The sequence below is a fragment of the Nitrospira sp. KM1 genome (assembly GCF_011405515.1).
Classification (GTDB): Bacteria; Nitrospirota; Nitrospiria; order Nitrospirales; family Nitrospiraceae; genus Nitrospira_C.
Genome location: NZ_AP022671.1, coordinates 2000711 through 2020926, shown reverse-complemented (window position 1 = coordinate 2020926; position 20216 = coordinate 2000711). Strand labels below are relative to the sequence as shown.

General features: G+C 56.3%; 26 protein-coding genes. All 26 read left to right on the top strand.

Features of this window, described 5'->3' with window-relative positions:
- Positions 1 to 6: 6 nt before the first annotated feature.
- The 26 genes from W02_RS09265 to W02_RS09140 all read left to right on the top strand — a co-directional run bounded on the left by W02_RS09265 (position 7) and on the right by W02_RS09140 (position 20215).
- Positions 7 to 534 carry a hypothetical protein gene (locus W02_RS09265; RefSeq protein ID WP_173046994.1) on the top strand — a complete coding sequence of 176 codons (528 nt, stop codon included), beginning with the start codon at positions 7 to 9 and terminating at the stop codon, positions 532 to 534.
- Positions 535 to 726: 192 nt separating this feature from the next.
- The gene (locus W02_RS09260) at positions 727 to 1554 is read left to right on the top strand and encodes a flagellin (protein WP_173046992.1); all 828 of its coding nucleotides are present in this window, start codon (positions 727 to 729) and stop codon (positions 1552 to 1554) included.
- 72 nt (positions 1555 to 1626) lie between these two features.
- Positions 1627 to 1983 carry a flagellar protein FlaG gene (locus tag W02_RS09255; protein ID WP_173046990.1) on the top strand — a complete coding sequence of 119 codons (357 nt, stop codon included), beginning with the start codon at positions 1627 to 1629 and terminating at the stop codon, positions 1981 to 1983.
- 21 nt (positions 1984 to 2004) lie between these two features.
- Positions 2005 to 3405: a flagellar filament capping protein FliD gene (gene fliD / locus W02_RS09250; protein WP_173046988.1), complete on the top strand. Its 1401-nt coding sequence runs from the start codon at positions 2005 to 2007 to the stop codon at positions 3403 to 3405.
- 17 nt (positions 3406 to 3422) lie between these two features.
- On the top strand, positions 3423 to 3818 hold the full coding sequence (gene fliS / locus W02_RS09245) for a flagellar export chaperone FliS (protein WP_173046979.1): 396 nt from the start codon (positions 3423 to 3425) through the stop codon (positions 3816 to 3818).
- Positions 3815 to 4135, top strand: a complete 321-nt coding sequence (locus tag W02_RS09240; RefSeq protein ID WP_173046977.1) for a hypothetical protein — start codon at positions 3815 to 3817, stop codon at positions 4133 to 4135. The genes fliS and W02_RS09240 overlap by 4 nt, the downstream gene beginning before the upstream one ends.
- 35 nt (positions 4136 to 4170) lie before the next feature.
- Positions 4171 to 4773, top strand: a complete 603-nt coding sequence (locus W02_RS09235; protein ID WP_173046975.1) for a PilZ domain-containing protein — start codon at positions 4171 to 4173, stop codon at positions 4771 to 4773.
- 329 nt (positions 4774 to 5102) lie between these two features.
- On the top strand, positions 5103 to 5306 hold the full coding sequence (locus tag W02_RS09230) for a helix-turn-helix domain-containing protein (protein ID WP_173046973.1): 204 nt from the start codon (positions 5103 to 5105) through the stop codon (positions 5304 to 5306).
- Between the two features lie 207 nt (positions 5307 to 5513).
- On the top strand, positions 5514 to 5894 hold the full coding sequence (gene cheY, locus W02_RS09225; protein WP_232068700.1) for a chemotaxis response regulator CheY: 381 nt from the start codon (positions 5514 to 5516) through the stop codon (positions 5892 to 5894).
- Positions 5895 to 5935: 41 nt separating this feature from the next.
- On the top strand, positions 5936 to 6523 hold the full coding sequence (locus W02_RS09220) for a protein phosphatase CheZ (RefSeq protein ID WP_173046971.1): 588 nt from the start codon (positions 5936 to 5938) through the stop codon (positions 6521 to 6523).
- Positions 6524 to 6560: 37 nt separating this feature from the next.
- Positions 6561 to 7331, top strand: a complete 771-nt coding sequence (locus W02_RS09215) for a flagellar motor protein (RefSeq protein ID WP_173046969.1) — start codon at positions 6561 to 6563, stop codon at positions 7329 to 7331.
- Between the two features lie 104 nt (positions 7332 to 7435).
- Positions 7436 to 7699 carry a lipid asymmetry maintenance protein MlaB gene (locus tag W02_RS09210; RefSeq protein ID WP_173046967.1) on the top strand — a complete coding sequence of 88 codons (264 nt, stop codon included), beginning with the start codon at positions 7436 to 7438 and terminating at the stop codon, positions 7697 to 7699.
- 3 nt (positions 7700 to 7702) lie between these two features.
- The gene (locus W02_RS09205; protein ID WP_173046965.1) at positions 7703 to 8200 is read left to right on the top strand and encodes a hypothetical protein; all 498 of its coding nucleotides are present in this window, start codon (positions 7703 to 7705) and stop codon (positions 8198 to 8200) included.
- 37 nt (positions 8201 to 8237) lie between these two features.
- Complete coding sequence (locus W02_RS09200) at positions 8238 to 8609, top strand: response regulator (protein WP_173046963.1); 372 nt, start codon at positions 8238 to 8240, stop codon at positions 8607 to 8609.
- Positions 8610 to 8748: 139 nt separating this feature from the next.
- Entirely contained in the window at positions 8749 to 10845 is a 2097-nt protein-coding gene (locus tag W02_RS09195; RefSeq protein WP_197742194.1) for a chemotaxis protein CheA, read from the top strand.
- A 153-nt stretch (positions 10846 to 10998) separates the two neighbouring features.
- On the top strand, positions 10999 to 11508 hold the full coding sequence (locus W02_RS09190; protein WP_173046961.1) for a chemotaxis protein CheW: 510 nt from the start codon (positions 10999 to 11001) through the stop codon (positions 11506 to 11508).
- 47 nt (positions 11509 to 11555) lie between these two features.
- Positions 11556 to 13472, top strand: coding sequence for a methyl-accepting chemotaxis protein (locus tag W02_RS21875; RefSeq protein ID WP_305080033.1), 1917 nt, complete (start codon positions 11556 to 11558; stop codon positions 13470 to 13472).
- A gap of 211 nt (positions 13473 to 13683) precedes the next feature.
- Positions 13684 to 14502 carry a protein-glutamate O-methyltransferase CheR gene (locus tag W02_RS09180; protein WP_173046959.1) on the top strand — a complete coding sequence of 273 codons (819 nt, stop codon included), beginning with the start codon at positions 13684 to 13686 and terminating at the stop codon, positions 14500 to 14502.
- Positions 14503 to 14506: 4 nt separating this feature from the next.
- The gene (locus tag W02_RS09175; RefSeq protein ID WP_197742193.1) at positions 14507 to 15118 is read left to right on the top strand and encodes a hypothetical protein; all 612 of its coding nucleotides are present in this window, start codon (positions 14507 to 14509) and stop codon (positions 15116 to 15118) included.
- 35 nt (positions 15119 to 15153) lie between these two features.
- Positions 15154 to 16221, top strand: a complete 1068-nt coding sequence (locus W02_RS09170) for a chemotaxis response regulator protein-glutamate methylesterase (RefSeq protein ID WP_173046957.1) — start codon at positions 15154 to 15156, stop codon at positions 16219 to 16221.
- A gap of 3 nt (positions 16222 to 16224) precedes the next feature.
- Entirely contained in the window at positions 16225 to 17052 is an 828-nt protein-coding gene (locus tag W02_RS09165) for a flagellar motor protein MotB (RefSeq protein WP_173046955.1), read from the top strand.
- A gap of 33 nt (positions 17053 to 17085) precedes the next feature.
- Positions 17086 to 17766, top strand: a complete 681-nt coding sequence (locus tag W02_RS09160; RefSeq protein ID WP_173046953.1) for an ATP-binding protein — start codon at positions 17086 to 17088, stop codon at positions 17764 to 17766.
- Between the two features lie 101 nt (positions 17767 to 17867).
- A complete protein-coding gene (locus W02_RS09155) occupies positions 17868 to 18206 on the top strand; it encodes an STAS domain-containing protein (protein ID WP_173046951.1) in 339 nt (112 codons plus the stop codon).
- A 32-nt stretch (positions 18207 to 18238) separates the two neighbouring features.
- Positions 18239 to 18586 carry an STAS domain-containing protein gene (locus W02_RS09150; protein ID WP_173046949.1) on the top strand — a complete coding sequence of 116 codons (348 nt, stop codon included), beginning with the start codon at positions 18239 to 18241 and terminating at the stop codon, positions 18584 to 18586.
- 15 nt (positions 18587 to 18601) lie between these two features.
- Entirely contained in the window at positions 18602 to 19828 is a 1227-nt protein-coding gene (locus W02_RS09145; protein WP_173046947.1) for a PP2C family protein-serine/threonine phosphatase, read from the top strand.
- 15 nt (positions 19829 to 19843) lie between these two features.
- The gene (locus W02_RS09140; RefSeq protein ID WP_173046945.1) at positions 19844 to 20215 is read left to right on the top strand and encodes an Hpt domain-containing protein; all 372 of its coding nucleotides are present in this window, start codon (positions 19844 to 19846) and stop codon (positions 20213 to 20215) included.
- The last annotated feature ends 1 nt before the right edge of the window (position 20216 follow it).

The following is a 20216-nucleotide window of genomic DNA, read 5'->3' as shown; positions in this document are numbered from 1 at the left end:
GACACCATGCACGTCACGCTCGATCAGGAACAATGGGAAGTCACGGGGACAACAACTTTGGGAGAAGTGCTGGCCGACGTCAGCGAGCGCGCACATGCGCGGGCACGCATCGTGACATCCCTCATTGTGGACCAGCGAAACATCACAGATCGAGATCTCGATCCCGGATTCTTGGCTGAACAGGCCATCCAATACTCTCGATTGACGGCCGTCTCGCAGTCGCGCGGAGATATCGTGCAATCCGCTCGTCCGTCCATCAGTCGATTTTCAGCCTCGATTCGTGCCGAGGGAATCAGCCTTGTCGATTCATTGCGATCAGGGCGGCACACACTGAACAGTTTGGACTTGTGGTTGGGAACACTCGCCGATTATCTCGAGTGTTTGCAGACGACCGACGGGACTGGTCAGACTCACGGTGCTGGCCAAACGCTCGCCACATCCGTTCGCGAACTCTTGAAGGCTAGAGAGGCAGGCGATTCCGTACTCATGGCCGACGTCCTGGAATATGAAATTCTTCCACGTCTCGAACCTTAGCGGCTGCTCATTGTTGTCGATTGCTGGAGAGATGCATCCCATGTGCCTCATTCCTCGCTCAGCTCAAGTAGGTCCCGGATCAGCCGATAAGGAAGGCAACCGTCTCATGGGGGTGAGCGGTGTATACGTCTCTGCACGGATGCGAGAGGCGAACTTCACAATCCTGTTCGGTCTTCCAAGGAGGAATGGTCCATGGCTTTAATCGTGAACAACAACCCCGCATCTATTGCGGCTCAGCGAAATCTCTCGGTGAACACCCTGGGGTTGAGCCGCTCGGTCGAGCGCTTGTCGTCTGGTCTCCGGATCACTCGCGCGGCCGATGACGCTGCCGGTCTCGGACTGTCCGAGACGTTGCGCGCACACATCCGCAGCATCAATCAGGCTGTCAGAAACTCGTCCGACGGCATCAGCTTGACCCAGGTTGCTGACGGCGCGGCGTCGACGATCGGATCCTTGCTGGCCCGCCTCCGCGAATTGGCCTCTCAATCGGCCAGCGGAACGGTCGGTGCGACCGAACGGTCTTACATCGATCAGGAGTTCGTCGCGTTGCGCTCCGAAATCGACCGTATCGCAACGGTCACGGAATACAACGGACAGGCCCTGACCAGCGGAAGCACCATCAGCTTCAGCGTTCAAGTGGGATTCAAGAGCGGCACAGGCAATACCCTGTCGCTGGATCTCAATGACCTGACGTTGTCATCGTTGGGTTTGTCGTCGGTCAACGTGTCGACATCGGCGAACGCGCAAAGCGTGCTGAGCAATATCGACAGTGCGATCAGCGCGGTGGCTACGGCACGAGCCGAGTACGGCTCGCTGCAGAACCGGTTTGAGGCCACGATTGCGAATCTGCAGATTTCCAGTGAGAACCTCACGGCTGCAGAATCCCGGATCCGCGATGCCGACATCGCGTATGAAACGTCCCAGTTCACCAAGAACCAGGTTCTGGTGCAAGCAGGTATTGCCACCCTGGCGCAGGCAAATACATTGCCGCAACAGGCGCTGGCACTGCTTCGAGGGTAATCGTCGGATACCATTGACCGGCCCTCTTCCCGACGGGGAGAGGGCCGGCCAGGGCTCTGACAGGAGGCTGCCATGATTCACAGTGTTACACCAAAGGCGGATCTCCCAGCCAAAGCCAGCCATCGGAGTGATGCGACGGAGGAAACCCGTCTGCATGCGACAGAGGAGCGTTCAGACTCCGAAAAGACCGGCGCCGATCAAGCCGTACGCGTCTCGCTCCAGGAGGCGGTCGGCAAAATTCGGCGGATATTGCAGAACACCGACTCGCACCTGGAGATCGAGATCGATCCCGATCTGCAGCGCGTGGTCGTCAAGATCGTGAACGGTGATTCACACGAGGTCATCCGACAGATTCCCGCCGAGGAATTGTTGAACTTGGCAAAGAGTCTGCCGGACTTAAAAGGCTTGCTCCTTCGCGAGCAGGCCTAGTGTAGTCTACAAGGATGTAGCATGGCGGGTATCAGCTTCGGGGGGCTTGGGAACGGTATCGATTTTGGTCAAGTCGTCGATCAACTGGTGCAGGCTTCACGCCTGCCGGTTGATCGACTGAATGAGAAGAAAACCAACCTCAACAACAAACTGACCGATCTCACCACGCTCGGCGGCAAACTGATCGCATTGCAAAGCGCGGCCGACGCACTTCGTCTTCCGACCTCATACGATCGGACAACTGCTTCGGTCGGCGATCCCACGGTCCTCTCGGTGACGGCTTCGTCTACCGCCATCGCGGGGACGTACAGCGTAAAAGTTCTCCAACTCGCCCAATCCAATCAGATCACCAACAAGGCGACGAAAGCCGTGGCCAGTGAGACGACCGACATTGTCAGCGGGAGCACCGCCACATTCACGTTTAAAGTCGGAACCGGTTCGAACCAAACGGTCACCCTGGAGGCGACCGAGACCATGAGTGACCTCCGCAGCAAGATCAACGATTTGGGAGCCGGGGTGACGGCTTCTCTGGTCAATACCGGAACCGAAGCCGCGCCGGCCTATCGGCTTGTCCTGAACGCCACAACTTCAGGCAGCGCGGGCGCGATCACGATTGTAGCCGACGGAACCGACTTGGATTTCGGCAATACCACCGGTACCGGTGGAACTGATGTTCTCCAGGCAGCTCAGAATGCCAAGGTCGTCATCGGTGATCCGGCCCTCAATCCGATCACGATCGAACGCACCTCGAACAGCATTTCTGATGCTATCAACGGAGTGACGTTGGCACTGACCAAGACCACCGGGGCCGACCCTGTGCAGATCAGCGTCACCCAGGACTCCACGGCGGTCAAGAATAACATCAAGGCTCTCGCGACGGCCTATAATGAGATCGTCAAATTTATCAACGAACGAAGCACGTACGATGTGACGACCAAGAAGGGCGGCATCTTCTTCAATGAACCGACCGCGCGCACGGTGTTGTCAAAACTGAGGACCGCTCTCGGTGCGGGCGTAGAGGGTGCGACAATCTATGGCAGCGTCGGACAAGTCGGATTCAAGACGGAACGGGATGGCACCATTACGGTGGACGATGGTCAGTTGGGAACCGCTATCAGTACCAATTACACCGCTGTCAAGGCGTTGTTCAGCAATCAGGGCACGCTCAAGGGGCTTGCTCAAGCCCTCGTCAGCGCGGTCGATACCCTGGATGACTCTGCCAGCGGATCATTGAGCGTGCGCAAAACCGGCCTTACCAGTGAAATCTCCAGAGTCAGCGACGATATTGCAAGACAGGAGGACAGGCTGAGCGCGTATGAGGAGCGCCTCAAAGCTCAGTTCGCATCTCTTGACGCGTTGCTGCGTCAAATTCAAAGCCAGACAAATTCGCTTCAAGGTCTCTCTTCAACGTCCTCGACCTAACCGGGAGATGTGCCGCTATGAGTTCGCCGTACACGAGACAATATGAACAGACTCAAGTCATGACATCTTCCGGAGTTCAATTGATCGTACTCTTGTACGACGGAGCGATTCAGTCGATCGAGCTTGCCCGGCAAGGCATGCAAACCAACAATGTCAACGACAAGGGGCGGTTCCTCGGCCGTGCCATTTCCATCGTTGGAGAATTGAACAGCGTCCTCGACTTCGAGCGTGGCGGCGAGATCGCGAGGTCGCTCAATCGTTTGTATGACTACATGATGACCGAGCTTGTGCAGGCGAATCTTCGCAACGATCCGAAACATTTAGATGGCCCGCTTCGGTGCCTGACCACGCTTCGGGAGGGCTGGCGGATATTGGCTCAACAGCAAACTGAGTTGGTCGCCGCAGGAAAATGAATTCCGATTATCCAGAGTTAGTTGACTGGGAGTGTGAAGCTCAAGCGGCCATGACCGCGGCGGAGCAGGGCATGTGGGACCGTGTTCGAGCGTATTATGATTTGAGGGAAGCGCGGCTCCATGCGGCATTGGATAATGCGGATCTGGCGAAACGGGTCGTGGAGATCGATCGCACCATTGCAGCGATGGTACAAACCGCTCAGGCTGCGCTGAGGCAGTCGCTTGCAGAAGTCGCGACGACGCGGAAAACCATGGGACAGTTGCGGGGTGCATTGGTTCCTGAAACGCACAATACCATGTTGAGCCAGCGTCTCTGACCCCGCGAGTCAATCTTAGGGAAGAAGACTCTCTCATGCCAACCATCGTAAAGTCTGCTTCTGATTCCATGGTCCTTTCCGACGACCGCCGCGAATGGCTTCGAATTGACGATCAGGTACTTCTGGAATACCGACTCCTATCGGAATCTCCCGGGGCAGCCGTTTCGAACCAAATCAAAGTGACTCCCGAGTCCATCACTTCGGCAATAGCCAAGCCGACCGCTGATTTGCTGGCACGATCAGGGGAAGCGCTTCAAGACTCGCTCCTGGTTCCATGGTTGAAAAAGATCGACTGGCTCCTCGATCTGACGTTGAAAACCCTCGCGACAATGCATCCGGAAGGAATCTCCATGGCGCAGGTGACGGACGTGAGCCTGAGCGGGGGTGGGGTGTCGTTTTATTCGAGCAGGGAATTTGCCGTAGGACAGGATCTTGCCTTGAAGCTAATTCTTCCGCCGTTCACACCCATTCAAACGACTGCCAGGATCATCAGGGTCGATTCCGCTCGTCACGGCGAACAGGGGCACGAGATCGCGACCCAGTTCACCTTGATCAGCGCAGACGAGCAGGAAGCGCTGATCCGGCATATTCTGCTGACCCAAGCCGAGCGGTTACGCAAGCAACGCAGCAACCCATAGGTATTCCGCTACCTGGCTCAATTCACGCTCCCGGCAATGCATCGTTTCCGGCAGCCTGTATACGGCTCCAGGTTGTAACCACTGCGTAACCCACCCCACAGCGCCTTCACCTTCTCCAGAAGCATCGAAGACGATTGCCTGCCATGACCATCGGAGTGTGGGCACCGATAGCCGCTTCTTTCGCCGTCCGTCAAAAACCTGGCGGTTCGAGTATCAATTCGTGTCAGTGGAGATTCAGGAACGGTAACCACCGTCATCGTCCTCTCAAGTTTTCAATCCATGATGCCGATACGTCATTCGCTATGAACAATACGGTGTCGACATCAACCATGCATCAATCTGATGGCGTGTCAGCTACGGATGGCGAGATTCTGACGGTGATGGAGGTGGCCCGGTTTCTCCGGGTGCCAAAATCCACTGTGTACAAACTCGCCCGGGTCGGCGAATTGCCGGCATCGAAAATCGGGAAGCATTGGCGCTTCCTCCGTGGGGACATCCATTCATGGATGCACAGTCGTTCGCAACAGGGGTAAGCCAAAGCCTTCCGGTTGGCCCAGGTGAATCGGGATGCGGTGGCACTATTCCGTCATGCCCAGGGGCAAGGTGCCCTACGTGTCGAGGCTGAGACCGGCGATGACCGGTCGAAGGCTGCTCCGAATCCCACCGGCGCCCGGTCTGACCCACGAGGTGTTTGGGAACACAGGCCATCTCTTAGCTATCACCGTGAATGAGGAGGTTCCATGGCAGCAGATCCAAACATGAAAATCCTTGTCGTGGACGACATGTCAACGATGCGCAGAATCGTCAGAAATATTCTCAAACAGCTGGGGTTTGGCAATGTCGAGGAGGCTGAAAACGGTCAAGAGGGGTTGCAGAAGCTTCAAGCGGACGCCTATGGCTTTGTCGTCTCGGATTGGAACATGCCGGTCATGACCGGCATCGATATGCTGAGAGCGATTCGTGCGGACGATAAGTTGAAACATATTCCCGTCTTAATGGTCACGGCTGAAGCGCAAAAGGAAAACCTCGTTGAGGCGATTCAGGCCGGCGTCAGCAACTACATCGTGAAGCCGTTTACGGCGGAAACGATGCAGGAGAAGATGGCGAAGATTTTCAAGTAGCGCGCAACCGGCCATCCGTGCCCTAACGCGTGGGAGGCATCGTGGAACAGAGCAAATTGAAATTGTATTCGGAGCTTGGTGAGCTGGCGCGGTTTATCGACACCGCTATGCGAAAGCTGTCCGAAGTCGGCGGCCCGATGGCCAGCAGCAGCGCGCAACTGCCGCAAGCCGCCGCGCATCTGAACGACCTGAATAAGATGACGGAAGAAGGAACGCATGAGGTCATGCGTTTGACCGAACTCATTCAGGACAGTCAGAGCGCCTTGCTCAAGGATCTGCTGAAGGCCAAAGAAGTACTAGAGGCGATGGACTGTCCGTCGCTGGCGGGCCGGCTCACGCGATCGTCGGAAATGCTGACTGAAAATGACAGGCGATTGGTGGAAATCATGACCGCGCTATCGTTTCAGGATCTTGTGGCGCAGCGCGTCAAGAAGCTTGTTACGATTCTGGACGATGTCCAACACAAACTGATGGAGTTGGTCGTTGTCTTCGGACTTGAGCAGCATGGGTCAGACTCGCCGTCTACTGGAAAGGCGGACGAAATGCTCAAACAACTGGAAGCGTCCAAGTCTATGGCCATGAAGCAGGACTTAGCCGACGAAATCCTCTCCGAATTCGGATTCAAGTAATTCACGACCCAGGTTGACCTGAAAGGAAGCAGCCGAAGTGGACATCGCTACTATTTTGGGGATTGTCATTGCGATTGGATCCATTGTCGGGGGGCAGCACCTTGAGGGGGGACATCTCGGGTCGATCATGCAGCTCACCGCCTTCATCATTGTCATGGGCGGAACCCTTGGAGCGTGCTGCGTTCAAAATCCGCTTCCGGTCGTCATCCGTGCGATGACCAAGCTGTCGCTCGCGATCGGCAATCCCCATATTGATGCTAAGGGCACAATCAAGCTGATTCTGGACTTGGCGAATGTGTCAAGAAAACAAGGGTTGCTGGCTCTCGAAGGCAAACTCAAAGAGATCAAAGATCCGTTCATGGCCAAGGGTGTCCAGCTGATCGTCGATGGGACAGATCCAAAGGCCGTCCATGAAATCTTGGAAATCGAGGTCGAGCATCATGAAGAAGAAGGCATGGCCGGAGCAAAGGTCTGGGAAGCCGCCGGAGGGTATGCCCCTACGGTCGGGATTCTGGGCGCCGTGCTCGGCCTCATCCACGTCATGGAAAACCTCGCCGATCCTTCAAAGTTGGGAGGAGGTATCGCCGTCGCATTCGTGGCGACCGTGTATGGAGTTGGTGCGGCAAACCTGTTCTTTCTTCCGTTGGCGAACAAGATCAAGTTTAAACTCAAGGAAGAATCCAGCGTCCGTTCCATGATGATCATGGGTTTGGTCGGTCTGGCACAGGGAGAAAACCCGCGCCTGCTGCAGGAAAAGCTTGAAAGTTTTCTCCCTCACTCGCAGCGGACGAAAGGCGACAAGAAATAGGGACGCGTTAACCGGATTTAAGAACTCTACCAACACAACCGATAGCGGTATCGCACACGCCGTATTGCGCATAAGACCTGCATTCGGCGCACGGAGCAGAGACCATGGATGCGAATTCAAAGCACTATGCGCCAGTCGGCGATCTCACAATCTTCGAAGCGGCCACATTGAAAGAGTCGCTGGTTCGACTGTTAGAGAACGACGGCCTGGTCTGTTTGGATTTGGCAAAGACCCAGCGTATCGATACGGCGGCTATCCAGCTCATGTGGGCTGCTCGCAAGTCCGGACGGTTGCTGGCCATGAATATTTCGAAAGAGCTGGAGAACAAGCTGACGCAGCTTGGTTTTGCCGAACCTCTGAGCGAATAGACGATGTCAGAATCTTGTCGAGAATGGAAAGCGTTCGCGGCGTGTGCATTACCGTTGATTCCAGTTTTGATTCGGCAGATGGCGGCAGTGACCCAACAGACTGAAGAGGCCGCACTCCAGATTATGACGAAACTGCAAGGCGTGGCACAGCGGCAGGATCGGCTCACGATCGCCGGGGATCCTCCCGACGTGGAAGCGCCTACGTTATCTCGTGAGGTTGGCCAAATCGTCATGTCGCTCCAATTTCAGGATATTACGAGGCAGAAGCTGGAGCATGTCGAACACGCACTCATGCGGGTTCGTGACCACCTCCAAAATCTTGCCGATGGCAAGCCGGACCATGAAGTGCAGGACAGCTTATCGCTTCTGAAGGATCTTGAGCACAGTTACACCATGGATTCGGAACGGCGAATCCATGGTTGTGCACCTGCGGCGCCGAGACCGTCTATTCCGGCTTCAACGCGGCCGGCAACGGACGACGATTCCGTCACGTTGTTCTAAGAGGGGACTTCTATGTTCATTTTCATCGGAGTAGCACATGGCTAAGACAGCGCTCGTTGTCGACGATTCTCCTACGATGCGGCAGATGGTGTCTTTTACTCTTACGAATGCAGGCTTCCAAGTCGTAGAGGCCGAGCATGGAAAAGATGCCGTCAAGAAGGTCTCTGACGGGCGAAAAATGGATATCGTCGTCACAGATCTCAACATGCCGGAAATGGACGGCATCACTCTCATCAAAGAACTGAGAAAGATACCCGTCTTCCGATTCACGCCGATCCTGATGCTGACGACGGAGTCTGCCGAGGATAAGAAACGGTCTGGGAAAGAGGCGGGGGCGACAGGATGGATCGTCAAGCCCTTTGATCCCGAGGTGCTCTTGAAGACGATCGCGAAAGTCTTGCCGGCATGATGCGCTGGTGGGACGCACGCGGCCTGCTGTCCGCAAGGATGTAGAGCGAGGAGCCGACCATGAGCAACGATTTTGCACAGTTTCAAGACGCCTTTTTTGAGGAGGCGGCGGAACACCTTCTATTGTCGAAGAAGGTCTTTTGGCGCTCGAACAGCATCCCGAAGACCTCGACCTGCTCAATAAAATCTTCCGGTCGGCGCATTCCATTAAGGGCACGAGCGGGATGTTTGGCTTTAATGCCGTCGCGCAATTTACGCACAAGATGGAAACGCTGCTTGATTTGCTCCGGAACGGGCAAAAGGTTGTCGCGCCACAGATCGCCGATCTCCTGCTGAAATCGACCGATTGCTTGAAGACCTTGATTGATGCGGCCAAGACAGGGTCATCGGTGGATGACGGCACGGTCCAACGGCTGACGGGAGAACTGGCGGCATCCTGTACGCCGGGCGGTTCCAACGTCGCGCAACCCCCCATGGCGATCAAGCCGACAATGGCTGCGACCCAGGCCGCCACCAACAATCGTGTGTATTCCATCAGATGGACGCCTCCGGAATGGCTATTTCAGCGTGGGCTGGATCCGTTGCAAATGTTCAAGGAGCTGTCCGACCTGGGAACGCTGTCGGCGGTGACGGTGGATACGTCCAAGCTTCCCGACCTGCCCGCAGTTGATCCTGAGCGATGTTACCTTTCCTGGACCATGAAGCTGGAGAGCGTCAAGGACCGGAAAGTCGTGGAAGGAGTATTCGAATTCGTTCGCGAAGATAGCGTGCTTTTGATTGAAGACATCGGCGTCAAGCCCGAGGGCCCGTCGACTCCTCAGCCTTCCCCGGCCGACATACCGCTCTCACATCCTGGCCTTGCTGAACCCAAGCCGTTGGGCGAACTCCTTATCGAAAGTGGAGCGGTCTCCCGTGAAATGCTGGACAAAGCGTTATCGCAGCAGAAGCGCGTTGGGGAAATATTGGTTGAGCAACACGTCGTCACTCCGCAGCAGGTTGAACAAGCTCTGCAGAAACAACGACAGCAAGAATCTTCCGCTCAGGCGAAGAAGACCGATACCACGTCGATTCGCGTCGACACGGCCAAGATCGACAAGCTCATCAATCTCGTGGGCGAACTCGTCATCACGCAATCGATGTTGAGCGATCTAGGATCCAGGTTCGAGATGCGTCAATTGCCGGTTTTGCTTGAGCGCATGGCGCAGCTGGAACGAAATACACGCGAGATTCAGGAACGTGTCATGGGGATTCGTATGCTGCCCATCGGCACTGCATTCAGTCGTTTCCCTCGGCTTGTGCGCGATCTCGCGACAAAATCAGGGAAAAAGATTCAGCTCGTGCTCTCGGGGGAAGAGACGGAACTGGACAAGACCGTCATCGAATCCATCGGAGATCCTTTGACACATCTCGTCAGGAATTCCGCTGATCATGGCCTGGAGCCTTCCGAGCAGAGACTCGACGACAATAAACCGGAAACCGGCACGATCAGACTCAACGCGTTCCATGAAGGAGGCAGCATCTGTATCACGGTGGAAGACGATGGGCGCGGGCTCAACCGGGACAAGATTTTGGCGAAAGCCGTCAAGCAGGGATTGATCGGTGAAAACGAAAAATTGGCCGACGATCAAATCTGGCCGCTGATCTTCAAACCGGGATTCTCAACGGCGGATAAAGTCACAGACGTGTCAGGTCGCGGAGTCGGGATGGACGTCGTCAAGCGCAACATCGAGGGTCTCGGCGGCACGGTCAGCATCAAGACGGCCACGGGAAAAGGGACGACCTTTACGCTCAAGCTGCCGCTCACCTTGGCCATTATCGACGGCATGACCGTGCGAGTGGGTAAAGAGACGTACATCGTCCCGTTGTTGTCCATTCTGGAATCGATTCAGCCGAAGCCTGAATCCATCAAGACGGTGGTCGGTAAGGGCGAACTCGTCAACGTCCGCGGCACCTACATCCCAATGACAAGGCTGTATGACGTCTTTGGCAACGTGCCGGAATACACGGACCCACACGAGGCCATTCTGCTGATTCTCGAAACAGAGGGGGAGCGCGTTGCAGTGATGGTGGATGAGATTTTAGGTCAGCAGCAGGTCGTCATCAAGAGCATGGAACAGAATTTCAGAAAAGTCGAAGGCATCGCAGGAGCCACGATTCTTGGAGACGGCACAGTGGGATTTATCTTGGACGTGCGAGGGCTCCTGGAGATAGCCAGAAACCTGCCGGCGGTTGCGTAGGCGGCGCATCATCCTCAGCTCTCAAGTCACGGAAGCAAGTGGCCGATACGGCTTTCAACGGAACAGGCGAGCGTCGAGGATTGTCGAGGACATTTCGTCATACGATTCCCGTGTGGGTTTAACCGAGATCATTTCAGGCAGGGAGGGAACATCATGGCCGCTGTAGCGGACACTGTGATTCAAGTGGGGAAACAGCAAACGGGCGCCAACGACGGCAGTCAATTTCTGACGTTCAGTCTGGGAGAGGAACTCTACGGAGTCGACATTCTTCGAGTACAGGAAATCAAGGGCTACACGGCCGTGACTCGGATTCCGAATACGCCGTCTCATATCAAGGGAGTCTTGAACCTCCGTGGCACCATCGTGCCCATCGTCGAGCTCCGCACGAAGTTCGGAATGCCGACAATCGAATACACCATGTTTACGGTCATCGTTGTGGTGGTCGTCCAAGACAAGGTGATGGGATTAGTGGTGGATGCCGTGTCCGACGTCCTCAATTTCGATCGCAAGGACATTCAATCGCCTCCCGAGTTCGGGAACAAAGTCGATGTCACGTTTCTCAGCGGGATCGCCAAGTCCGGGGACAAACTCGTGTCGCTGGTCGATATCGACCGGCTCCTCGTGGATTCCGCTATTAAGGAATCCCTTACCGCTGCGGCGTGAGAATGGTCACGGTGTGTGGTTGTGTCCAGTGAACGGAGAGTGCCGGCATGATGGAATCATTCAGTCATTGTAGGACCAAGACAAAACTGATGGCGGGATTTGGAATCGCCGGCCTTGTCATGGTCGGACTCACCACGCTCTGTCTCTTCAATACGAGCGTATTGCGGGAGAACACCGACAACATTCAGAACGTGCAATTGAAACCGTTGATGATCATTACCGAAGTGCGCGGGATGGTGCATCAACAGCGGGGATGGGCGTTACAGGCTGTCCTGTCAAAGAACGCGGTCGATCGCACCGCGGCCATCGCCAAAATCGTCGAGCTGAAGACACGGATTGATGAGACCAGCAAACAGTTCGAAGCCCTCATTGAATCGCCTGACGTGAAGCAAGCCTATGCCGGGTTTCGATCCGCCTTGGCTGACTACCGGGCGGTGCGAGAAGGAAAAGTCTTGACGTTGGCGATGAGCGGCAAACAGGACGCCGCCATCGAAGTCATGAAGGGGGAAGGCGCGGACAAGTATCAATCGGCTGTGGACGCGATCAACCGGGTAGTGGCCGTCAAGACCAGGATTGCCGAACAGAAGTATGAGGATTCCGTCCAGACCTTTGTGACGACTCGAAACGCAATGGTCGGCGCCAGCGCCGTCGGTCTTGCTCTCAGTCTCCTGTTCGGGTGGTTGGTGGCACGATACATCACGAACGGTCTGATCAGCATCGCAACTGTCGCGAATGATTTGGCCCGGGGCAATTTAGCGGCGCGGTGTGCCGTGACGACGCGGGACGAGGTGGGGCAGTTGGGCCAGGCGTTCAATGAAATGGGGACGCAACTGGAAACGAAGGTGACGGCGGAACGGGCGCAGGCCGCCAAGATGGAAGAGTTCATGGTGGAGGCCAAACGGGTGTTGGGCTCCTTGGCGCAAGGGGATCTGACCGAACACATGACGATTCCCTGCGAGGGCGGGCTGTCGGAAATCAAGACCAGCATCAACCTGGCGGTGCAGAAGTTGACCGGGACCGTCACGGCTGTACGGGATGCCGTGGAAAGCGTCTCGGCCGGCGCCGAACAGATTACCAAGGGCAACGAAGATCTCTCCCAGCGGACAAGCGAGCAGGCGTCCTCCTTGGAAGAGACCAGCGCCTCGATGGAAGAGATGACCTCGACCGTGAAGCAGAATGCCGACAATGCCAAGCAGGCGAATCAGTTGGCAGCCGCGGCGCGGGAGACCGCCGATAAAGGCGGCACCGTCACCGTGCGGGCGGTCGAAGCCATGGGGGCCATCACGCAGAGCAGCAAGAAGATTGCCGACATCATTACGGTGATCGACGAGATCGCCTTCCAGACGAATTTGCTGGCGCTGAATGCGGCGGTGGAAGCCGCCCGAGCGGGCGAACACGGCCGGGGCTTTGCGGTGGTGGCGGCCGAGGTGCGGAACCTGGCTCAGCGGTCGGCGACGGCGGCGAAAGAAATCAAGGGGCTGATCAACGAGTCCATCCAGCGGGTCTCCGACGGCAGCGAATTGGTCAATCAAGCCGGCAAGACCTTGGAGGAGATCGTGCATTCGGTGAAGCGGGTGAGCGACATTATTGCGGAAATCACGGCCGCGTCGCAGGAACAGGCCAGCGGCATTGATCAGGTGAACAAGGCCGTCATGCAGATGGACGAGACGACACAACAGAATGCCGCGTTGGTCGAAGAGACCACCAGCGCCAGCCAGTCCATGAAAGAGCAGGCCAAAGAACTCATGCAACAGATGGCGGCATTCAGAGTGAACGCGAGCCATGCAGAATCCTCCCAGGACAAGCCGAAGAGCGAGGTCAAGCCCTTGAGCCACGCGACTCCGGGCAAGTCTTCGATCAAGAAGGCCGTACTCAGATCGGTTGATCGAAAGGCGCCCGTCGCCGTGGGAGCCGGAACGGTTCCACACCGATCTGGCAATGACGACGGATTCGAGGAATTCTAGAAGGACCCATCGGGGGTTGACCAAACGGTCGGCCCCCGTCACGCTTCCTGATGAAGGGTTGCTCCCGTCGCGTGCAGCCGGCTTCCCCGAAAATTTCCTCCACTCATCGAGTCTTGCCTACGGTCAAGAATCCCGGCAACTGAACCGATAGAGATTCAGTCCACCTCGCCCACGCCGACATGCGTGTGCGCTGTACCGGAGCCGACCACTCATGGATTATGCCATCTCCACGGAAGAGTTCGAACGCTTTCGCCGACTGATCTACGATGAAAGCGGCATCTCTCTTGGCGAACAAAAGCGCTCGCTCCTGGCCTCTCGCTTGTCGAAGCGTTTGAGGGACCTCGGGTTTGCCACATTCTCGGAGTACTACAATCGCCTGATGGAGGATCCGGCAAGCGACGAGTTTACAAGGATGCTGGATCTGATCTCCACGAATAAGACCGACTTCTTTCGAGAACCCAAGCATTTCGAGTTTCTACGGGACCGCATTCTTCCGGAACTGGCCAAGGCCAAACAGATTCGAATCTGGTCGTCCGCCTGTTCGTCAGGGGAGGAGCCCTATACGATTGCCATGACGCTGTATGACAGCGTTCAGAATCCATCGGAATGGGATTTCAAGATTCTGGCGTCCGATCTGTCGACGCGCGTCCTCGCCAGAGCGGCTTCAGGCGTGTACGACGAAGAGCGCGTCCGTGATGTCCCGCCCGAGGTCGTCAAGCGTCATTTTCTTCGAGGGCGTGGCTCCAGCGTCGGAAATATCAAGATCAAGCCGCATTTAGGGCAGATTATCCGCTTTCGCCGCTTAAATCTCATGGATGACCACTATCCGATCAAGAGTCCGCTCGATCTCATTTTTTGTCGGAATGTCATGATCTATTTCGATCGTCCGACTCAGGAACGTCTCGTCAACAAGTTTCATCGCTACCTGAAACCAGGAGGATACCTATTCATCGGGCATTCGGAGAGTCTGCAATGGGTGAAACACCCATTCAAAGCATTGGCCCCCACCATCTATCAGAAGGAGCGATGAGGCCATGTCGGATGTCGATACGGCGCAATTTGCGCATATTCGTCGTATGCGCGATAACCGCTTTCCCTACGAAATCGCATCGATTTTGCCGGGAGAATTCTTCGTCAGCCGAGAGCCCATGATTGTGTATACGGTGTTGGGATCCTGTATTTCTGCCTGTATTCGGGATCCGATTGCCGGCGTGGGAGGGATGAACCATTTCATGCTGCCGGCGCCGAAGGACGGAACTCATGATTCTTGGGGAGAGTCCACCCGATATGGATCGTTCGCAATGGAATCGCTCATCAATGAGATCCTGAAGCGTGGCGGTCTGAAAGGACGACTCGAGGTCAAATTGTTCGGGGCAGGGAAAATCTATGAAGGCAATATCGATGTGGGAGCGCGTAACACTGCATGGGTCCTGGACTTTCTGAAGACAGAAGGTCTGGCGCCGATGAAAACAGACCTGGGCGATGTGTTTCCGCGGAAAGTCTACTATTTTACCGATTCTGGTCGTGTGCTGATGAAAAAACTCGAACGGGTGAAGAATCGTACGATTCATGACCGCGAATCGGAGTATGCAGTCAAGATCCAAGCGGTGAAACAGCAGCCTGTCGAGGACGTTACGTTGTTCTAAGCGCGGTCCAGAAGGGATCGACTCCGAAAGGCCCTATGGGAAACATTCGCGTCTTGACTGTGGACGATTCAGCCCTTATGCGCCAACTGTTGGCCTCTCTTCTTTCACGTGACGCCGACATTGAGGTGGTCGGCGCCGCTCCCGATCCCTACATCGCGCGTGAAAAGATCAAAGCCTTGGATCCGGACGTGCTGACCCTCGACGTGGAGATGCCGAAAATGGACGGACTGACCTTTCTTGAAAAGTTGATGCGAGGTCATCCGATGCCGGTCGTCATGGTGAGTTCTTTGACGGAGGCCGGCTGTGAAACAACGTTGCGGGCCTTGGAGCTCGGAGCGGTGGACTTCATCACCAAGCCGAAAATCGATCTGCGCGAAGGCATGGAAGACGTCGCGCAGGATCTCATTGCGAAGATCAAAGCCGCCGCGCGCGCGACAGTCCGGCCTCGTCAAGCTGCGGCATCCAATGAGCCAATGCCTCGAAAACTGCTGGAGTCCGCCATGATCAAGACGACGGACACGATCATCGCCATCGGTTCCTCGACGGGCGGGACCGAAGCAGTCAAAGAGGTGCTCGAAGTGCTGCCCGCAAACACCCCTCCGATCTTGATCACCCAACACATGCCTGAACGGTTCACCAAGACCTGGGCGGACCGGTTGAACAGCCTGTCGCGCATTTCCGTCAAAGAAGCACAGGATGGGGACAGTGTGCTCCCTGGTCATGCACTGGTTGCGCCGGGGAGCTATCACATGACCCTGGTACGGAGCGGAGCGCGCTATTCGGTGAAGATCAATCAGGATCCTCCCGTCAATCGGCATCGCCCATCGGTCGACGTGATGTTCGACTCCGTCGCACGAGTGGCCGGACGAAACGCGGTCGGTGTCATCCTGACCGGTATGGGAGGCGATGGCGCGAAAGGGATGTTGGCGATGAAGCAGGTCGGAGCCCATACCATTGCGCAAGATGAGGCAAGCTGTGTGGTCTTTGGCATGCCCAAGGAAGCCATCAAACTTGGCGCAGTGGACAAAGTGTTGCCGCTCTCGGCGATCGCGGCGTCCATGCTGGTTCGTGTGAGTGATCCAAGCCAGAATGGCGGCAGTTGATGTATGGCAAAGCATAAGCACGAAGAACATGAGAATCATGAGCGGTGGCTGGTCTCGTATGCGGACTTCATTACTCTGCTGTTCGCATTTTTCGTCGTGATGTATTCGGTGTCGTCCGTCAACGAAGGGAAATATCGAACGGTGAGCGAATCCATCAAGGCCGCCTTGAATCCCGTTGTCAGCGCTCCCACCAGCAAGTTGGCCTTTACCATCGGCACAGCCAAGCCGACGACCATGCACGCACCGGTTGACGCGAAAGAGCCGGTGATCCGGCGCCTTCGCGCCATCATGAAGTCGCTCAAAGAGACAACGGGGCTCGAATTGATCGAAATGATCGAACACGCGTCGGGAGATCTGATCATTACCGTTCCCGATCATGTGATGTTTAACAGCGGAGAAGCATCGTTGCGCCACGAGGCGCTCCCATTCCTTAAGGCCCTGTCGGACGTCTTGATCGAATTGGACCGACAGGTGCGCATCGAGGGCCATACTGACAATGTGCCCATCCGAACCGCTCAGTATCCATCCAACTGGGAATTGTCGGCCGTACGCGCGGTAATGGTGGTTCGCGTCATGGCGGAGTTGAACGGGGTTCCGGCGAATCGGCTGAGCGCGGTTGGCCGTGCGGACTCCGTGCCGAGAACCGACAACCTGACTCCGGAAAGTCGGGCCAAAAACAGGCGCGTAGAAATTGTTCTCTTGGCGGAGAAGACGGCATTGCCGCAAGCGCACGATGCACTGGGACGAGAAGATGCCGCGAATGCACCGTCGTTTCTCGATGATGCCGCCGGGGCGGATGTCGATACTCCTGCACCGCCCGTTGTGCAATAGCACGTATAATCCAAGCTCCGGGGACCCCGTCCAATGTCCGACATCGTGACGGCGATTGACCGTATGATGAGCGAAACCGAGGTTCTGTCTGCGCGAGTGGATGAGGGAGAGGCGGATGGTCTCGGATTGGCGATGCTGGCAGACAAGGCCTGTCGGCTGGCCAAAGCATCGGCCGGCATTGCGCGCTACATGGCCGACACCATGCGGCTTCTGCATGGCGCACACTTCAAATTCCGCACGCTTGAGGAGGCGAGAGGATTGGCTTCCTGCGTGGCTGGTCTCTTCCCTGAGCCGCAGAAATATGACATCGCGATTTGTGAGCTTCTGCTCAATGCGGTTGAGCATGGAAATCTTGGCATTTCTTTCGAAGAAAAATCCCAACTGTTGGCTTCCGACGGCCTCGACGCGGAAGTGGCTCGCCGATTGGTCATGCCGCCCTATGCCGGCCGATATGCCACACTGCAGCTGGAACGCGCGCCTGGAATCATTCAATTAACAATACGGGATGAAGGCGAAGGGTTCGATTGGAGACCTTACCTCGAGTTCCGTCCTGAAGGTCTTCACGAACTGCACGGACGAGGAATTGCGACAGCCCGGAGGCTCTGCTTCCCCGAACTGCTGTACCGGGGATCGGGAAACGAAGTGACGGTGACCGTTGTGCTATCGGCTCCGAACAACTCGGAGTTGGGCAATCGAGTGCCAGAGCGGAATTGAGCAGGTCATAAAGAATTGTCGCCAATCGACCGATACGAAGATGAACGGATGTCACCCCGTAGACCGGTCATGCGGACGCCTGTTGAAGGGTCAGTGCGGAGATGGTGATCCAGACGACCATTGTGAACAGCCACGTGATTGTATCGCTGAAGGGGGGCTTGCGATATGCAGATCGCCAGGCGCTGACTACCGCACTCAACCAGGCGGTCGGTCCGGATTGCACCAAAGTGCTCCTTGATTTGCACGAAGTCCATTTCATCGACAGCGCGGCGCTCAGTATCCTCGCCACGACTCATCAGCGGCTAAAGCAGCAGCACAAGATATTTGGACTCCTCAAGCCGACTGAGCAAGTGATGAGATTACTGACCATATCAGGCATTCACAAGATGATGCCGATTTTCCAATCCGAGCAGGAGGCCTCGACCGCCACTACTGCATAGTCGCACGGGTCGACGTGGAGAAGGAACTGGACATGGAAATCAGGCAGCGAGAGTCCAAACAGGCGGTCGTCTTGGAACTCCAAGGAGATTTGACATACGACAACCGGACGGCATTCAAAGATGCCGTGGAGCAAGTCAAGAAGACCGGATGTCGGCATATCATTTTCGACATGGAGCAGGTTCAGTTCCTCGACAGTTCAGGGCTCGGATTGTTGGCGCTGCTCTCACAGAACCTGAAACTGAGCCAGGTCCGGTTGAGCTTGGTCAATCCTCAAAGTTACGTGCGAGAAATTCTTGCGCTGGCCAATATCTCGAAATTAATTCCCATCCACAACAGCGAATCCGACGCGTTGACTTCGAAAAGTGACGCGGCGGCATAACCGGAAGCCCTCCACATGCCATACGACAATCCTAGCCAGCTAGACCCGACATCGGTGCCCAGGACCGCCTCGGTGTTGGTGATCGACGACGAACCAGTGGCCAGACGAAGCCTCGCCGGCCGCTTGAAAAATATGGGATATCAGGTGATCGAAGCGAAGGATGGAGCCGAGGGGCTCGAATTGGTGCACCAGTCTCGGCCGGATCTTATCATCGTCGATTGGATGATGCCCGGGATGGACGGACCGACGCTATGCGAAACGTTGCGCCGCGATGCAGCCATGGCGACCAGTCAGATCATTATGATGACCGCGCACGATCAGCCAGAGCAGATTGCCGAAGGACTTGCCAGAGGAGCCGATGACTTCTTGAGTAAATCTGCCAGTCTCCAGGAAATCGGGGCACGGGTGCAGGCCGGACTACGGGCTCATGCCCTGGTGACACAACTAGAGCGGACCCGTGATGATTTAAAACGGTCCAACCATGACCTTGTGGCGAAGCAAGCGGTACTGGAAGAAGATTTGCTGTCCTCCGCGCGATTCATTGAATCCTTATTGCCCCCGCCGGGGCGACCGGTTCCCGGAATGGCCATGACATGGCGATATTTGCCCTCTTTAACACTGGGCGGGGATCTCTTCGGGGTGCGGCCCTGGGGGCCTGAGCATCTCGGGCTATTCATGCTTGATGCGTCGGGACATGGTGTGTCGGCCGCATTGCGGGCCGCGGCAATGGTGGGCTTCCTGCACCCCGACAATCTGATCCACGTAGTCGGATCGTACGATCCGGAAGCCATCGTGACGGAAGCCAACCGGCGATTTCCCATGACAGAAGAGGGAGACTATTTCACGCTCTGGGTGGGAACGATCCACCTGCCTACGTGGACGCTGACGTCTGTTTCGGCAGGGCACGGAGGCGCGGCCTTGTGCCGGCCGGATCAGTCATGCATCTGGCTGAGTCAGACGAATCTCCCATTGGGGTTCACTCACGACGCGACCTACCGTGCCATGACCAGCGGCATACATCCTCGTGACCGTCTATACCTGCTGAGTGACGGCATTTATGAAACGATGTCTCCAGACAAAGAGTTATGGGGAAGAGAAAGACTTCAACAAGTGATTGAGCAACAGGCCGACCAGTCGTTGATCGAAACGATCGACCGATGTCTACTCGCGTCTCGCGCATGGCAACAGGCCGAGCACTTTCGTGATGACGCGGCGATGGTCGGCTTACAACGGCTTGCCTGAAGACGAGGCGCTTCGGTGGATGCACGCGCGGTATTCGATTTCGAACAGGTACTGGCGAGCCTCGATGGGGATCAAGCTCTCTTCGTCGAATTGGCCGTACTCTTCCTTGAAGAGAGCCCTAAGGAGCTAGCCGCAGCACGGGCGGCCTTGGACCGTAGCGATGCTCAAAGTTTGGCGACGGCTGCACACCGTCTCAAAGGATCCGTACTCCAGTTCTGTGCTCATTCTGTTTCCGAGTGCGCAAAGCAGCTGGAGGAACTCGGTCGCAGCGGTGATCTGGCGACGGCTGGCACGGCCTATCGCACAATGGAAGTGCGACTGCAAGAGCTGAGTGATGCTCTAAACCATGTCTTGGCCGAAGGCCGCGTTTCCAGCCCGCGCCGTTAAG

Bases quoted from the DNA above. Each gene is read 5' to 3' on its own strand.
- W02_RS09265 (WP_173046994.1), top strand. From the start codon at position 7: ATGCACGTCACGCTCGATCAGGAACAATGGGAAGTCACGGGGACAACA.
- W02_RS09260 (WP_173046992.1), top strand. From the start codon at position 727: ATGGCTTTAATCGTGAACAACAACCCCGCATCTATTGCGGCTCAGCGA.
- W02_RS09255 (WP_173046990.1), top strand. From the start codon at position 1,627: ATGATTCACAGTGTTACACCAAAGGCGGATCTCCCAGCCAAAGCCAGC.
- fliD (WP_173046988.1), top strand. From the start codon at position 2,005: ATGGCGGGTATCAGCTTCGGGGGGCTTGGGAACGGTATCGATTTTGGT.
- fliS (WP_173046979.1), top strand. From the start codon at position 3,423: ATGAGTTCGCCGTACACGAGACAATATGAACAGACTCAAGTCATGACA.
- W02_RS09240 (WP_173046977.1), top strand. From the start codon at position 3,815: ATGAATTCCGATTATCCAGAGTTAGTTGACTGGGAGTGTGAAGCTCAA.
- W02_RS09235 (WP_173046975.1), top strand. From the start codon at position 4,171: ATGCCAACCATCGTAAAGTCTGCTTCTGATTCCATGGTCCTTTCCGAC.
- W02_RS09230 (WP_173046973.1), top strand. From the start codon at position 5,103: ATGCATCAATCTGATGGCGTGTCAGCTACGGATGGCGAGATTCTGACG.
- cheY (WP_232068700.1), top strand. From the start codon at position 5,514: ATGGCAGCAGATCCAAACATGAAAATCCTTGTCGTGGACGACATGTCA.
- W02_RS09210 (WP_173046967.1), top strand. From the start codon at position 7,436: ATGGATGCGAATTCAAAGCACTATGCGCCAGTCGGCGATCTCACAATC.
- W02_RS09205 (WP_173046965.1), top strand. From the start codon at position 7,703: ATGTCAGAATCTTGTCGAGAATGGAAAGCGTTCGCGGCGTGTGCATTA.
- W02_RS09200 (WP_173046963.1), top strand. From the start codon at position 8,238: ATGGCTAAGACAGCGCTCGTTGTCGACGATTCTCCTACGATGCGGCAG.
- W02_RS09190 (WP_173046961.1), top strand. From the start codon at position 10,999: ATGGCCGCTGTAGCGGACACTGTGATTCAAGTGGGGAAACAGCAAACG.
- W02_RS21875 (WP_305080033.1), top strand. From the start codon at position 11,556: ATGATGGAATCATTCAGTCATTGTAGGACCAAGACAAAACTGATGGCG.
- W02_RS09180 (WP_173046959.1), top strand. From the start codon at position 13,684: ATGGATTATGCCATCTCCACGGAAGAGTTCGAACGCTTTCGCCGACTG.
- W02_RS09175 (WP_197742193.1), top strand. From the start codon at position 14,507: ATGTCGGATGTCGATACGGCGCAATTTGCGCATATTCGTCGTATGCGC.
- W02_RS09170 (WP_173046957.1), top strand. From the start codon at position 15,154: ATGGGAAACATTCGCGTCTTGACTGTGGACGATTCAGCCCTTATGCGC.
- W02_RS09165 (WP_173046955.1), top strand. From the start codon at position 16,225: ATGGCAAAGCATAAGCACGAAGAACATGAGAATCATGAGCGGTGGCTG.
- W02_RS09160 (WP_173046953.1), top strand. From the start codon at position 17,086: ATGTCCGACATCGTGACGGCGATTGACCGTATGATGAGCGAAACCGAG.
- W02_RS09155 (WP_173046951.1), top strand. From the start codon at position 17,868: ATGGTGATCCAGACGACCATTGTGAACAGCCACGTGATTGTATCGCTG.
- W02_RS09150 (WP_173046949.1), top strand. From the start codon at position 18,239: ATGGAAATCAGGCAGCGAGAGTCCAAACAGGCGGTCGTCTTGGAACTC.
- W02_RS09145 (WP_173046947.1), top strand. From the start codon at position 18,602: ATGCCATACGACAATCCTAGCCAGCTAGACCCGACATCGGTGCCCAGG.